The 14,711-nt window shown below is 72.0% G+C and carries 7 protein-coding genes, 1 tRNA gene and 1 pseudogene; 3 read left to right on the top strand and 6 right to left on the bottom strand.

The window, feature by feature from the left end; translation table 11 throughout:
• Positions 1–37: 37 nt before the first annotated feature.
• The 3 genes and pseudogenes from AAFF41_RS26625 to AAFF41_RS26615 all read left to right on the top strand — a co-directional run.
• Positions 38–2,020, top strand: coding sequence for a S53 family peptidase (locus AAFF41_RS26625; RefSeq protein ID WP_343324730.1), 1,983 nt, complete (start codon positions 38–40; stop codon positions 2,018–2,020).
• Positions 2,017–3,447 carry a phytoene desaturase family protein gene (locus tag AAFF41_RS26620; RefSeq protein ID WP_319751888.1) on the top strand — a complete coding sequence of 477 codons (1,431 nt, stop codon included), beginning with the start codon at positions 2,017–2,019 and terminating at the stop codon, positions 3,445–3,447. The genes AAFF41_RS26625 and AAFF41_RS26620 overlap by 4 nt, the downstream gene beginning before the upstream one ends.
• Before the next feature lie 639 nt (positions 3,448–4,086).
• Positions 4,087–4,458: pseudogene (locus AAFF41_RS26615) on the top strand (tyrosine-type recombinase/integrase); the annotation flags it as partial.
• A 51-nt stretch (positions 4,459–4,509) separates the two neighbouring features.
• Here AAFF41_RS26615 and AAFF41_RS26610 read toward each other — a convergent pair.
• The 6 genes from AAFF41_RS26610 to AAFF41_RS26585 form a co-directional block, all read right to left on the bottom strand.
• Positions 4,510–4,583 (bottom strand) — tRNA-Thr (locus AAFF41_RS26610).
• 107 nt (positions 4,584–4,690) lie between these two features.
• Positions 4,691–6,250 carry an alpha/beta hydrolase gene (locus AAFF41_RS26605; RefSeq protein ID WP_343324729.1) on the bottom strand — a complete coding sequence of 520 codons (1,560 nt, stop codon included), beginning with the start codon at positions 6,248–6,250 and terminating at the stop codon, positions 4,691–4,693.
• A 316-nt stretch (positions 6,251–6,566) separates the two neighbouring features.
• Positions 6,567–7,772 carry a DNA polymerase III subunit delta' gene (locus AAFF41_RS26600; protein WP_343324728.1) on the bottom strand — a complete coding sequence of 402 codons (1,206 nt, stop codon included), beginning with the start codon at positions 7,770–7,772 and terminating at the stop codon, positions 6,567–6,569.
• A gap of 77 nt (positions 7,773–7,849) precedes the next feature.
• Entirely contained in the window at positions 7,850–11,167 is a 3,318-nt protein-coding gene (tmk, locus tag AAFF41_RS26595; protein WP_343324727.1) for a dTMP kinase, read from the bottom strand.
• Between the two features lie 200 nt (positions 11,168–11,367).
• On the bottom strand, positions 11,368–14,181 hold the full coding sequence (gene topA, locus AAFF41_RS26590; RefSeq protein WP_343324726.1) for a type I DNA topoisomerase: 2,814 nt from the start codon (positions 14,179–14,181) through the stop codon (positions 11,368–11,370).
• A 236-nt stretch (positions 14,182–14,417) separates the two neighbouring features.
• Positions 14,418–14,615, bottom strand: coding sequence for a hypothetical protein (locus AAFF41_RS26585; RefSeq protein WP_319751893.1), 198 nt, complete (start codon positions 14,613–14,615; stop codon positions 14,418–14,420).
• Between the last annotated feature and the right edge of the window lie 96 nt (positions 14,616–14,711).

Genomic DNA, 14,711 nt, shown 5'->3' with positions numbered 1-14,711 from the left:
GCCGTCCGGCGCCCCCACACCAAAAGGTCTGCATCCCGTGCCTCTCCATGCCCCCATACGCCCGCTGCGTCGCCTGCGCGGCTCCGTCGTCGCGGCTGCCTGCGCCACGCTGCTCGGCACCGTCGGCTCCCTTCCCGCCGCCCACGCGGCCGACCGGCACCCTCTCGTGGGATCCCGGCCCGCATACGCGACGCGGACCGCCGACACCGGCCCCGTCCCCGCCGGTAGTCACGTCAGCGCGCGTCTCTACCTCAACTCCCGTGACCCGCAAGGGCTCGCGGCGTTCCTGCGCGACGTCAGCGACCCCCGCAGCCCGCACTACCGGCACTACCTCACCCCGGCGGAATACCAACGGCACTTCGGCCCGACGGACCGCCAGATCCGGACTCTCACGGCATGGCTGGGCGGGTCCGGATTCACCGTCACCGGCCGAACCTCCCACTATCTGGGGATCGAAGGGCCCGCCCGCGCCGTCCGGCAGGCCTTCGGCACGAGCCTGCACGGCTATCGCACCGGCCGCGGCACGAGCGACGCCCCCGCCGGCGACCTGAGTGTGCCCGCCTCCCTCGGCGCCACCGTGCTCGGCGTGTCCGGCCTGTCCACCCCCGCGGCGGCCCACCCCCTGTCGACCCCCGCGCCGGCTCTCGACGTACCCGCCGACGACGCCGTCTGCTCCGGTCACTTCGGGGAGAAGCCCGCCACAGGCCTACCCCAGGCGTACGGCAGGACCGCCACGTACGCGCCGTGCCCCTACACCCCCGCCCAGCTCCGCCACGCCTACGGCACGGGCGCCAAGGGTGCCACCGGGCGCGGCTCCACCATCGCCGTCGTGGACGCCTACGGATCACCCGACATGCTCACCGACGCCGACCGCTACGCCCGGGCCACCGGCGATCACGCCTTCCGGCCGGGCCAGTACCGCCGGCACGTCACTCCCGGCGACTGGCACATCGACGACGCGTGCGCGTCCCCGCGTACCTGGGCCGGCGAACAGGCTCTCGACATCGACCTCGCCCACGGCCTCGCCCCGGACGCGAACGTCCTCTACGTCGGTGCGAACTCCTGCCTCGACAACGACCTGATGGACGCCGAGTCGTACATCATCGACGGCCGCCGGGCGGACGTCATCTCCAACTCCTGGGCCGAGATCATCCACTCCAGTCCCGGGCACCTCACCCCCACCCTCATAGCCGCCTGGAACCTGCTGTTCGAGCAGGCCGCCGCCGAGGGCATCGGCGTCTACTTCGCCGCGGGGGACTGCGGCGACTCCTCGCCCGAGGCCGCCCAGACCGGCGTCAACTGCGATCCGAAGACCACCCGGGCCCAGGCCGACTTCCCCAGCGGCTCCCCGTGGGTCACCTCGGTCGGCGGCACCACCCTCGCCCTCGACCGGCACGGCGACTACGCCTGGGAGACCAGCATGGGTGACGGGCTGTCCGTTCTCACCGACAAAGGCAAGGCATGGGGGCCCGTCCCCGGTGTCTTCGCCTTCGGCGGCGGAGGGGGTGCGAGCGACTTCCCGCAGCCCTGGTACCAGCGCGGCAGCGTTCCCGGCGGCACCGCACACCGCACGACGCCCGACGTGGCGCTCGAAGGCGACGGGGCACTGCCCGTCCTCGTCGGACTCACGGACGCCGGGGCCTACCACCTCGTCGGATTCGGCGGCACGTCCGCGGCCGCGCCCGCCTTCGCCGCCGTGCAGGCCGACGCGCAACAAGCCTCCGGACACCGGCTCGGCTTCGCCAACCCGCTCCTGTACGCCCTTGCCCGGTCCCGCGCCCACGTCTTCCACGACGTCACCGACCGGCCCGCGAACGCCGGCGCGCAACCTCTCACCGTGGTACGCGACGAGGGCCCCGCCGTCGACACGTCCACGGGCGCACAGCGCTATCTCCTCTACACCCTCGGCCACGACTTCGGACTCCAGGCCCGCCGCGGCTACGACGACGCCACCGGCCTCGGCTCCCCCGACACCGGCTACCTGCGCTGGTTCCAGCACACCAAGGGCACGCTGAAGTGACCGTCGACGCCTTCGTCGTGGGAGCGGGGCCCAACGGCCTCGCCGGCGCCGTCACGCTCGCCCAGGCGGGCCTCTCCGTGACCGTCCTGGAGGCCGCGGCCACCATCGGCGGCGGCACCCGCAGTGGCGAGGTCACCGTGCCCGGCCTGCTCCACGACCACTGCGCCGCGGTGCATCCCATGGCCGTCGCATCGCCCTACCTGCGCACCCTCGGCCTGGACCGCCACGGACTGCGCTGGGAGTACGCCGAGACCGACCTCGCCCACCCCCTCGATGGCGGTCGGGCGGCCGTACTCCAGCGCGACCTGGACGCGACCGTACGCGGCCTCGGCGCCGACGGCCCGGCTTGGCGTCGGCTGTTCGCGCCCCTGACCGCGCACTACGACGCCCTGAGCGAAGACCTCATGCGCCCCTTGGCGGCGCTGCCCCGCCACCCTGTCCGCACGGGCGCGTTCGGGCTGCTGGCGGCCCAACCGGCGCAGTGGACCCTGCGCCGATGGCGCGGGCAAGCGGCCCGGGCCCTGTTCGCGGGGGTCGCCGCCCATGCGCTGAGCCCACTCACCGGCCCGGGCAGCTCCGCCATCGGCCTCATGCTCACCGCCGCCGCGCACCGTCATGGCTGGCCCGTCGCCCGCGGGGGTTCGGGGGCCATCGCCGAGGCGCTCGCCGCCCGTCTCGTCGAACTCGGCGGCACCATCGAAACGGGCACCCCCGTGCGTTCCCTGCGGGACCTTCCCCCCGCCCGCACGGTCCTGCTCGACCTGGCTCCCCGCGAGGCGGCGAGGGTGTGCGGTCCGCGTCTTCCCGCCCGCGTCCGGCGCGCGTACACCCGCTACCGGCACGGGCCCGCCGCGTACAAGGTCGACCTGGCGGTGGAGGGAGGCGTTCCCTGGCGTGCCGAGGTGTGCCGCACGGCGGGCACCGTTCACCTCGGCGGAACCGCGGAGGAGATCGCGGAGGCCGAACAGGCGGTCTCCCGCGGTCGGATGCCCCGGCGTCCCTTCGTACTGGTCGCCCAGCAGTACCTCGCCGACCCCGGGCGCTCGGCCGGCGACGTCCACCCCGTCTGGGCGTACGCACACGTCCCGCACGGCTACGACGGGGACGCGACGGCCACCGTCCTGGAACGCATCGAGCAGTACGCCCCCGGACTGCGCGACCGCGTCATCGGCCTGACCGCCCGCTCCCCGGCCGCGCTCGAGGCGTACAACCCCAACTACGTCGGCGGGGACATCCTCAACGGCGCCAACTCCCCCGCCTCTCTCGCGTTTCGCCCGCGCCTGGCCCCTGATCCATACGCCACGGGAATCCCCGGCGTCTATCTCTGCTCGGCGGCGACGCCGCCGGGGGCGGGCGTACACGGCATGTGCGGGCACAACGCCGCGAGATCGGCGCTACGGAAACTCGGACTGACCGTGGCCGTCTGAGCTGCCTGGCGGCGGACCGATCCGTGGGGACGAAGAGCTCGCCGCACCCCTGGGCTTCCCCGATCATCCTTCATTTCACCGTTCTAGCAGGTCAGAACCGGTGACGTCGGCGGGGGCTCGTGGATCATTCACGGGGCTTACCGGTTCTTCCGTTCCCCTCGCGTTCCCGACGGCGGTCTGTCAGCAGCGTCCTGACCTGTAAACAGAGGACGTGGCAGGCCACGCCATCGGGCGATTTCCGCTCCGACGCATCACCCATGCGACGCAAAGAGGCCCTACCCCGCTTTGGGGGTAGGGCCTCCGGCCGTCTGCGTGCCCTGTCCAGGCCGCTGCCCTCAGGCTGGCTGCTCGGGCTGATCTGCGGGACCAGTCCGTACAGAACGGCGAGCAGTATCCAGCAGATGGCCGGCCCGCGGGTCGTCCACATCCACCAGGCGCCCCCGGAGCGCACCCGACAAGGCCGACTCCATCCGTGCTTTGCTCGGTGCCGGCGCGTCCGGCACCGGCAAGTCCTGGTCGTTCCGCCCGCTCATGGCGACCGCCCACCTGCGCGGCGACCTGCTCCTCATCGACGGCAAGGGCGAAGAGGCCACCCTCTGGGAATCCGCGTGCCGCGTCGCCGTGGAACGCGACGTGGACCTGGCGTTCACCCGGCCCGATGGCCGCCCCATAGACCCCCGCGACGGCTGGGAGGAGTTCAAGGAACTGTTGGCGGAAGCGGGCATCGGCGACCCTCGTCTCTACGACGGAAGCCGCCACACGGCGCGCACGATCCTGAACGAGCTGGGGGTGGACATGCCGACCATGATGGAGATCCTGCGGCACACCCGGATCAGCCAGACGCGCCGCTACGTCAAGGGCCGCTCGCACCTCTCGAAGGACGCCGTGCGCCGCATGGGAGATGCCTTCCTGCCCGCCCCGGAATCTGCCCCTGAGCCCGCAACTGAGACCAGAACTGAGACGGGAGACCGCCGCGCGGCCCGCTCCCGCGCCCGCCGTCGCGTCCGGTAAAAAAGCAAAAGCCCCAGTTCACGGCGAGTGAGAATCCTGGGGCTTCTACAGAGCCGCCTTCGGGATTCGAACCCGAGACCTACGCATTACGAGTGCGTTGCTCTGGCCATCTGAGCTAAGGCGGCGCGCTGTCCGCACTATGGTGCGATCAGCAACGTCGGTAAGTCTACACAGTTCCCGGGGGTGCTCCGTACACGCCCCGGGAGGACCGGTTCCGGGGCGTGCGGGAGGGCTATGCGCAGCGCTTTCCCTTTGCGGGAGGGGTGCCCTGGAGGAGGTAGCGGTCGATCGTGGAGTCGATGCAGACGCTCCCGCGGCCGTACGCGGTGTGTCCGTCGCCGACGTAGGTGAGCAGGACGCCGGAGGAGAGCTGGGAGGCGAGGGACTCGGCCCAGGCGTAGGGGGTGGCCGGGTCCCGGGTGGTGCCGACCACGAGGATCGGGCCCGCGCCCTTCGCCTCGATGCGGTGCGGCTCGCCGGTGGGCCGCACGGGCCAGTACGCGCAGTTCAGAGAGGCCCAGGCCAGACCGTCACCGAAGACGGGGGACGCCTTCTCGAACGCGGGGAGGTCCTTCTCCACCTGCTCGGGCGTGGAGAAGGCGGCCGGGAGGTCGAGGCAGTTCACGGCCGCGTTGGCGAACATGAGGTTCGCGTACTTGCCGTCGGCGTCGCGCTCGTAATAGCTGTCGGAGAGGGCGAGCAGGCCCGCGCCGTCCTTGTCCTTCATCGCCGCGGTGAGCGCCTGGCGCAGCTGCGGCCACGCCGCCTGGTCGTACATCGCCGCGATCACACCCGTGGTCGCGAGCGCCTCGCCGAGCTTGCGGCCGCCCGCGTCGCCCGTCGGGATCGGCTTCGCGTCGAGCTGCTTGAAGAAGGCGCTGAGGTTCTTGCCGACCTGGTCCGGGCTCGTGCCCGGGCCGCCCAGCGGGCAGTCGCTCTGGCGCACGCAGTCCTTCGCGAAGGACTGGAACGCCGTCTCGAAGCCCGCCGTCTGGTCCCGGTTGAGCTTGCGTGCGGACAGGGACGGGTCCATCGCGCCGTCCAGGACCATGCGGCCCACCCGTTCCGGGAACAGGCCCGCGTACGTCGCCCCGAGGAGCGTCCCGTACGACGCCCCCACGTAGTTCAGCTTCTGGTCGCCCAGGACCGCGCGCAGGATGTCCATGTCCCGGGCCGCCTCGACCGTGGAGACGTGCCGCAGCAGGTTCGGCGAGTGCCGGCCGCAGCCCTCGGCGAACTTCTTGTACGCGTCGACCAGTTCACCCGTTTCCTTCTTGTCGTCGGGGGTGACGTCCGTCCCCGTGTACGTGTCCATCTGGGGGCCGGTGAGGCACTCGACGGGTTCGCTGCGGGCCACCCCGCGCGGGTCGACCGCGACCATGTCGTAGCGCGCGCGGACCTCCGCGGGGTAGCCGATCCCCGCGTACGACTGCAGGTAGCCCACCGCCGAGCCGCCCGGTCCGCCCGGGTTGACCAGCAGCGAGCCGATGCGCTTGCCGGGGCCGGTGGCCTTCTTGCGGGCCACGGCCAGTTTGACGTCGCCCGAGGCCGGTTTCGCGTAGTCGAGCGGTGCCTTCATCGTGGCGCACTCGAAGCCGGAGGCGCCGCAGTTGCGCCAGGTCAGCTTCTGGTCGTAGTACGACGACAGCGTGGAGGGTGTGGCGCGGGGCAGTGCGGCCAGCACCGCGTCCGCCGCCGTCGTGGCCGTCCTGGTCGAACTCCCCGTGGAGCAGGCGGAGACGAGCAGCGTGGTGGCGGCGAGCAGCACGCCGCCCGCACGGACGGTGCGCATCGCGCGGATCGCACCGCGGGATCGGTTCGGCCGACCGGACCGGGGCGGCCGAGGGGTGCGCCTGAAGTACCTGGAGTACATCTCGCGAGCGTAACCCTGCGCGACGCCGTGATCACCAACAGTCGTGCATGTGCCTCGTACGAGTGATGTCGTCAACACGGCGACTCAACTCCTGCTCCCCACACCTCGCCTCAGCTCCTCACTCCGGCTCCTCGGCACGGCCCCGGCTGTCGGCCGGTCACGGTCACTGTCGGCCGCTCGCCGGTCGCTGCCGGCTCCGGGGCCTCGGCTCGACCGTGCCTTCGAGTCTCTCGGCTCAGCCCGCCCGCAGCGCCATCGTCATCGCCTCCACCGCAAGCAGCGGGGCCACATTGCGGTCCAGCGCCTCACGGCACGCGGCGATCGCGTCGATCCGGCGGAGGGTCGCCTCCGGCGAGCTGCCGCGGGCGAGGCGCTCGAGTACATCCTCGGCCTCCGTGTTGGCGAGGGCCACCCGGGAGCCGAGCTGGAGGGCGAGGACGTCGCGGTAGAAGCCGGTGAGGTCGATGAGGGCCAGGTCCAGGCTGTCGCGCTGCGTGCGCGTTCTCCGGCGCTTCTGCCGGTCCTCCAGCTCCTTCATGACGCCCGCGGTGCCACGCGGCATACGGCCGCCCTGCGACGCGCCGAGGGCCGCCTTCAGGTCTTCGGTCTCCTTGACGTCGACTTCCTCGGCGAGCTGCTTCGCGTCCTCCGAGGCCGTGTCGATCAGCTCCTGGGCCGCCTTGAGACAGCCGCCGATGTCGTCGACCCGCAGCGGGAGCTTGAGGACGGCGGCCCTGCGCTCACGGGCACGCTGGTCCGTGGCGAGACGGCGGGCGCGCCCGATGTGCCCCTGTGTCGCGCGGGCGGCGGCCGCCGCGACAGCGGGATCGATGCCGTCACGGCGGACGAGGATGTCGGCGACCGCGTCCACCGGCGGGGTGCGCAGGGTGAGCAGGCGGCAGCGGGAGCGAATGGTGGGCAGGACGTCCTCGATGGAGGGCGCGCAGAGCAGCCAGACCGTACGCGGGGCCGGTTCCTCGACGGCCTTCAGAATGACGTTGCCCGCGCCCTCCGTGAGGCGGTCCGCGTCTTCCAGGACGATGACCTGCCAGCGGCCGGTCGCCGGGGACAGCTGGGCGCGGCGGACCAGATCGCGGGTCTCCTTCACACCGATGGAGAGGAGGTCGGTGCGGATGATCTGCACATCGGCGTGCGTCCCGATCAGGCTGGTGTGGCAACCGTCACAGAAACCGCAGCCGGGGACTCCTCCCAGCGCGCGGTCGGGGCTCACGCACTGGAGCGCCGCCGCGAAGGCCCGCGCCGCGGTGGAACGCCCGGAGCCGGGCGGGCCGGTGAACAGCCAGGCGTGCGTCATCTTGGACGCCTCGGGGAGCGGGGTGTCCGCGGCGACCGCCGAGACGAGGGCGTCGGCGTCACGAGCGGCGGCGGCGAGCTGCTCGCTCACCTTGTCCTGGCCCACCAGGTCGTCCCATACCGGCACGGGGCACCGCCCTTTCGTCGCACTTTGCCTTGCCGCGTCCATTGTGCGGGTCGCCACTGACAACGGGTCCCCGGACCTCAGCGACGGCGGCGACCGCCCCGTCCCTCGCGCCCGTCGTCCTGCTCGTCGTCGTCACGCGGACCCAGCAGTTCGTCCGCCAGGGTCGGCAGATCGTCGAGCGGGGTCTCCTCCGCCCAGTCGGAACGGGGGCGGCGACGCGGTGCGCCCTCGGCATCGACCTGGGGCAGCTCGCGCGTACGGTCACCGGCCCTCTCGGGCCGGGGCTCGGCCCGCTCGTCCCGGAAGAAGCCCGGAGGCACCCGGTTAGCGGGATCACCCGCACCGGCATCCGGAGCGGCACCCGCGCCCCCGTCGCGTACCGGAGGAAGCACCGCCGTCTCGTCGGCCGCGCCCGGTGCCACCGGCGGAAGCACGGCGGTCTCGTCCGCGGCCCCCGGAACCACCGGCGGAAGCACGGCCGTCTTCTCGGCCGCTTCCTCGGGCACCGGCGGCTTCGGCAGCTTGGCCGTCTCCTCCGAGTCGGAGCGGGAACTCTGGCGGCTCGCTCCGGAGCGCACGGGCCGCAGCACCGTCGTCTCGTCCACCGAGCCGCCCGAGGTGCTCGGAGGCGTCACGACCGGCGTGGGCACCGTCGTCTCGTTGTCGGCCACGGGACCCGTGGCCGCCGGCTCAGCAGAACCCGCAGGCGCCGAACCGGAAGCAGGAGCCGACGTAGCCGATGAAGCGGAAGCCGCAGTCGAAGCGGAAGCGGAAGCAGACGTCGAAGCCGCCGTGGCTGCGGCCGCCGCCGCTGCCGCCGTCTCCGTCGCGGCCCGTCGCGCCTCCTCCGCCCGCAGCAACGCCTCCTCGGCCTTGCGCTGCTTCTCCAGACGGCGCTCCTCGGCCTCGGCCCGCAGCCGTGCCTGCTCCTCGGCCAGCCTGCGCAGCCGGTCCTGCTCGGCGGCCTGGGCCTGCTCCTGGGCCAGCAGCCGCGCCCGCTCCTGCTCGGCCCGGCGACGGGCCTCCTCGGCGCGCTGTCGGGCCTCCTCCGCCTGGCGCTCCGCCTCGCGCCGCTGCGCCTCCTCCAGCTCGCGCTGCTTGCGCTCCTCTTCCTCCGCACGCAGCCGGGCGAGCTGTTCCTGGCGCTCGCGCTCCAGTCGCTCCTCCTCGGCCTTGCGCGCGGCCTCTTCCTCGGCCTTGCGCCGGGCCTCCTCCTCGGCCGCCTTGCGTGCCTCCTCCTGGGCCTTCACCTCGGCCTCGGAGAGGGGCAGCATCACGTCGAGCCGGTGCCGGACGACGGTGGTGACCGCCTCGGGCTCCTGGGCGGCGTCGACCACCAGGTAGCGGCCCGGGTCGGCGGCGGCCAGCGTCAGGAAACCGGACCGCACGCGCGTGTGGAACTCGACCGGCTCCGACTCCAGCCGGTCGGGCGCCTCCGTGAAGCGCTCACGAGCCGCCTCCGGGGAGACGTCGAGGAGCACCGTCAGATGCGGCACCAGTCCGTTGGTCGCCCATCGGTTGATGCGGGCGATCTCGGTCGGGGACAGGTCCCGGCCGGCCCCCTGGTAGGCCACCGACGAGTCGATGTAGCGGTCGGAGATGACGACGGCGCCCCGCTCCAGCGCGGGCCGCACCACCGTGTCCACGTGCTCGGCGCGGTCGGCGGCGTACAGCAGTGCCTCCGCACGGTGCGACAGGCCCGCCGACGACACGTCCAGCAGGATCGACCGCAGCCGCTTGCCGACCGGCGTTGCGCCCGGCTCGCGGGTCACCACGACCTCGTGGCCCTTGGCGCGGATCCACTCCGCGAGCGCTTCCGCCTGCGTCGACTTCCCGGCCCCGTCGCCGCCCTCCAGGGCGAGGAAGAACCCGTTCGCGGTGGATTTCTGCACCGGGTCGTCGCCGCCGCGCAGCGCGTCCAGCAGGTCGTGCCGCAACGGCACTCCGGAGCGGTCGTCGACCTTGGCGAGCACCAGGGCGGCGACCGGCAGCAGCAGGGCGCCCACCAGCATCAGTGTGAAGGCGGCGCCTCCGTGCGCGAACACGAACTTGCCGTTCTCGAGCCGGTGCGGGCCGATCGCCGCGGCCACCACGGGCGCCAGCAGGGCGCCGAGCGCGACGGAGACCCGTACGACCGCGTGCAGGTGTTCCGTCGTACGCGCCCGCCGGTATTCCTCGGTCTCCTGGTCGAGCAGCGCGTGCCCGGTGTTCGCGGCGACGCCCGCGCCGATGCCCGCGAGGCCGGCGATCAGCAGCACCGTGGTGACGTCCGGGACCAGACCGGCGGCCAGCAGCGCGATCCCGGTGAAGGCGATCGCCAGCGAGAGCAGCCTGCGCCGCGACAGCGGCGGCAGCACGGAGGGGGCCGTCCGGATGCCGATGACGACACCCCCGGTCAGCGCCAGCACCAGCAGGCCGAACGTGACCGGTCCGCCGCCCATGTCCTTGGCCTGCAGCACGGAGACGGCGACAGCGGCCGCGATCGCCGCGGCGACGGCCGCGCAGGCGAGCACCAGGAGCGGGATCGCGCCGGTGCGGCCGTTGTCGACGCCCGTGCCCGTCCTGGGGCGGCGCAGTCCCTCCAGGGGCGAGCGCGCACGCGGGGTGCGGGTGTCGGGCAGTTCGAGGGACGTGAGCACGGAGAGCGAGGCGGCGAACAGTCCGGCGGCGACGTACGAGGCGAGCGCCCCCTGGTGCTGGTCGAACCAGGTGATCCCGGCACCCAGCAGGTTGCTGACGAGTGACACCACCACGAGCGTGGCGGCCGCGATCGGCACCGCCGCGAAGGCCGTACGCAGTGACAGCCGCCGCAGGGCGTCCAGGTGGTCCGGCAGCGGACGTACGGTGGCGCCCTCCAGCGGCGGCGCGGGCAGCAGCGCGGGCGCCGCGCTCTCCCGGCACACCGTCCAGAAGCGCTCGGCGACGCCGGTCACGAAGGCGAGGACGAGGAGGGCGGCGAGTGCGTTGTCCGGGGTCCAGTCGATCCACAGGGGAGCGATGAGCATGAGCACGGCGCGCAGTCCGTCGGCTCCGACCATGGTCCAGCGCCGGTCGAGCGGCCCCTCCTGGGACGTCAGCGAGGTGAGCGGCCCGAGGAGTATGGCTCCGAAGAGCAGCGTGGCCAGGACGCGTGCCCCGAAGACGGCCGCCACGGCGAGGGCGACCCCGCGGTAGCCACCGCCGAACGAACCCTCCGCGATCGCCGCCTGAAGGACGAGGATGACCAGCACGAGCAGGGCCAGGGCGTCGCCGACACCGCCCACCAGGTGGGCGCTCCACAACCGTTTCAGCTGAGGTCGGCGCAGCAGCGCGCGGACGGCGCGCTCGCGGGAATCCGCGACCAGGGCGTCGTCGGGGGCCGGAGTGTGGGCCGTTGGCTGCTCGGCTCGCGTCATTCTGCAAGCCTATCCGGCCCCACTGACTGCCCGTAGGGGTGCCCGAACATGTGGACGCCCCCACACCGAAAGGTGTAGAGGCGTCCACATCTGTATCTGTCTGACAGAGGCCGCGGCCCGACACAGACCGCGAGACCTGACGGCGGGCGCGAGACCTGACGGCGGGCGCGAGACCTGACGGCGGGCCTCGAGCCCGGACCTCAGTTCTCCGAAGCCGCCGTCTTCTTGGCAACGGCCTTCTTGGCCGGAGCCTTCTTGGCAGCCGTCTTCGAAGTCGTCGTCTTCTTTGCGGCCGTCTTCTTGGCAGGGGCCTTCTTGGCCGGAGCCTTCTTGGCGGCCGCCTTCTTCGCGGTCTTCTTGGCGGGAGCCTTGGCGCGCTTCTCCGCCAGCAGCTCGTAGCCGCGCTCCGGAGTGATCTCTTCGACGCTGTCGGCGGAGCGCAGGGTCGCGTTGGTCTCGCCGTCGGTCACGTACGGCCCGAAACGGCCGTCCTTGACCACGACGGGCTTCCCGCTGACCGGGTCCTCGCCCAGCTCCTTGAGCGGCGGCTTGGCGGCCGCACGCCCGCGCTGTTTGGGCTGGGAGTAGATCTCCAGCGCCTCTTCGAGGGTGATGGTGAAGAGCTGGTCCTCGGACTGCAGGGAGCGCGAGTCCGTGCCCTTCTTCAGGTACGGCCCGTAGCGCCCGTTCTGCGCGGTGATCTCCACGCCCTCGGCGTCCTTGCCGACGACGCGCGGCAGGGACATCAGTTTGAGGGCGTCGTCGAGCGTCACCGTGTCGAGCGACATCGACTTGAAGAGGGAGGCGGTACGCGCCTTGACGGCGTTCTTGCCGGTCTTCGGGGTGCCCTCGGGGAGCACCTCGGTGACGTACGGGCCGTAGCGGCCGTCCCTGGCGATGATCTGGTGGCCCGACTCCGGGTCCGTACCCAGCTCGAAGTCGCCGCTCGGCTTGGCGAGCAGCTCCTCGGCGAGCTCGATGCTCAGCTCGTCCGGGGCCAGGTCCTCGGGCACGTCCGCGCGCTGGTGGTGCTCGGAGTCCTTCTCACCGCGCTCGATGTACGGACCGTAGCGGCCCACACGCAGCATGATGCCGTCGCCGACCGGGAAGGACGACACCTCGCGGGCGTCGATGGCGCCCAGGTCGGTGACGAGCTCCTTGAGGCCGCCCAGGTGGTCCCCGTCGCCGTTGCCGGCCTCGGCGGCGCCCGCGGCGTCGCCCTCGCCGAAGTAGAACCGCTTGAGCCACGGCACGGCCTGCGCCTCGCCCCGCGCGATGCGGTCGAGGTCGTCCTCCATCTTGGCCGTGAAGTCGTAGTCGACGAGCCGCCCGAAGTGCTTCTCCAGGAGGTTGACCACGGCGAAGGACAGGAAGGACGGCACGAGTGCCGTGCCCTTCTTGAACACGTATCCGCGGTCGAGGATCGTGCCGATGATCGACGCGTACGTCGACGGGCGGCCGATCTCGCGCTCTTCGAGCTCCTTGACCAGCGACGCCTCGGTGTAGCGGGCCGGGGGCTTGGTGGCGTGCCCGTCGACCGTGATCTCCTCCGCGGACAGCGGGTCGCCCTCGTTGACCTGCGGAAGACGGCGCTCACGGTCGTCGAGCTCGGCGTTCGGGTCGTCCGCGCCCTCGACGTACGCCTTCAGGAAGCCGTGGAAGGTGATCGTCTTGCCGGACGCGCTGAACTCGGCGTCGCGGCCGTCGGAGGCCGTGCCCGCGATCTTCACGGTGACGGAGTTACCGACCGCGTCCTTCATCTGGGAGGCGACGGTCCGCTTCCAGATCAGCTCGTACAGCTTGAACTGGTCGCCGGTCAGGCCCGTCTCGGCCGGGGTGCGGAAACGATCACCCGAGGGACGGATCGCCTCGTGCGCCTCCTGCGCGTTCTTGACCTTCCCGGCGTACGTCCGCGGCTGGGCCGGCAGGTAGTCGGCGCCGTAGAGCTGCGTGACCTGGGCGCGGGCGGCGGAGATCGCCGTTTCCGAGAGGGTCGTGGAGTCCGTACGCATGTACGTGATGAAGCCGTTCTCGTACAGCTTCTGGGCCACCTGCATGGTGGCCTTCGCGCCGAAGCCGAGCTTGCGCGAGGCCTCCTGCTGGAGGGTCGTCGTGCGGAACGGCGCGTACGGCGAGCGGCGGTACGGCTTGGACTCGACCGAGCGGACCGCGAAGTTCGTGTCCTGGAGGGCGGCGGCCAGCGCACGGGCGTTCGTCTCGTCCAGGTGGAGCGTGTTCGCGCCCTTGATCTGGCCCAGCGAGTCGAAGTCGCGACCCTGGGCGATGCGCTTTCCGTCGACCGCGGTCAGACGGGCGACCAGGTGGGACGGGTCGCTGGCGTCACCGGCGCGGCCGGTGCCGAAGGTGCCGGTCAGGTCCCAGTACTCGGCGGAGCGGAAGGCGATGCGCTCGCGCTCCCGCTCGACGACGAGCCGGGTCGCCACGGACTGCACGCGGCCCGCCGACAGCCGCGGCATGACCTTCTTCCACAGAACCGGCGAGACCTCGTAGCCGTAGAGGCGGTCGAGGATGCGGCGGGTCTCCTGGGCGTCGACGAGCTTCTGGTTGAGCTCGCGCGGGTTGGCGACGGCGGCCTGGATCGCGGCCTTGGTGATCTCGTGGAAGACCATCCGCTTGACCGGGACCTTGGGCTTGAGCACTTCCTGGAGGTGCCACGCGATGGCCTCGCCCTCGCGGTCCTCATCGGTGGCGAGGTAGAGCTCGTCGGAGTCGCGCAGCAGGTCCTTGAGCTTCTTGACCTGGGCCTTCTTGTCGGCGTTGACCACATAGATGGGCTGGAAGTCGTGCTCGACGTCCACGCCGAGGCGGCGCACCTCGCCGGTGTACTCCTCCGGCACCTCCGCGGCGCCGTTGGGGAGGTCGCGGATGTGCCCGACGCTCGCTTCGACGACATAGCCGGGGCCGAGATAGCCCTTGATCGTCTTCGCCTTGGCAGGCGACTCGACGATGACGAGTCGGCGGCCGCCGTGTGCGGTGTCGCTGGTCGGGGACAACTTCGCTCTTCTCTCCGGTCGACGCAGGGGGTCTCCCCAGGCCTTGGTCCCGGGGGTCGGGTCATGCTGACGCTGCGGAGTGTGACGGTACATCCCGCCCCCGTGTCAAACGGGAAAAGCCCGCAACGGCCACTCGAACGGTAACCCGACTACCGCCATTCCTGCCGCCCGGAGTGTCCAGCAGCCCTTTCGGGCCCATCCGGAGCGTGACCTCTCAGTTACCGAGGAGCCGCCTCTCACGCGCGCGTAAAACACCACATCCCAAGCGCCAGGGCACCAGCTCCGGCGACGCCGGCGAGCGTCGCCGATGCGACGCGGTTCACACCGGCGGCGACGGGCTCACCCTGTCGCACCCGCACCGCGGTCCAGACCAGCAGTCCGCCTCCGAACAGGCCGAACACCGCCCCCACGAAGATCGCCGGTCCGCTTTCCATTGATATGCCCTTCCACCCCGGAGCCCAGGGTGGGGAGGTTGCCACTCCCCGGAAGCCGACGTGCGAACCTGCGGTGAACGCCGGGAGGACGGCGCG

This window comes from Streptomyces mirabilis (genome assembly GCF_039503195.1).
Classification (GTDB): domain Bacteria; phylum Actinomycetota; class Actinomycetes; order Streptomycetales; family Streptomycetaceae; genus Streptomyces; species Streptomyces mirabilis_D.
Note: the sequence above shows the minus strand (reverse complement) of the source record. Positions and strands in the feature narration are given on the sequence as shown.

Bases quoted from the DNA above. Each gene is read 5' to 3' on its own strand.
- AAFF41_RS26605 (WP_343324729.1), bottom strand. From the start codon at position 6,250: ATGCGCACCGTCCGTGCGGGCGGCGTGCTGCTCGCCGCCACCACGCTG.
- tmk (WP_343324727.1), bottom strand. From the start codon at position 11,167: ATGACGCGAGCCGAGCAGCCAACGGCCCACACTCCGGCCCCCGACGAC.
- AAFF41_RS26585 (WP_319751893.1), bottom strand. From the start codon at position 14,615: ATGGAAAGCGGACCGGCGATCTTCGTGGGGGCGGTGTTCGGCCTGTTC.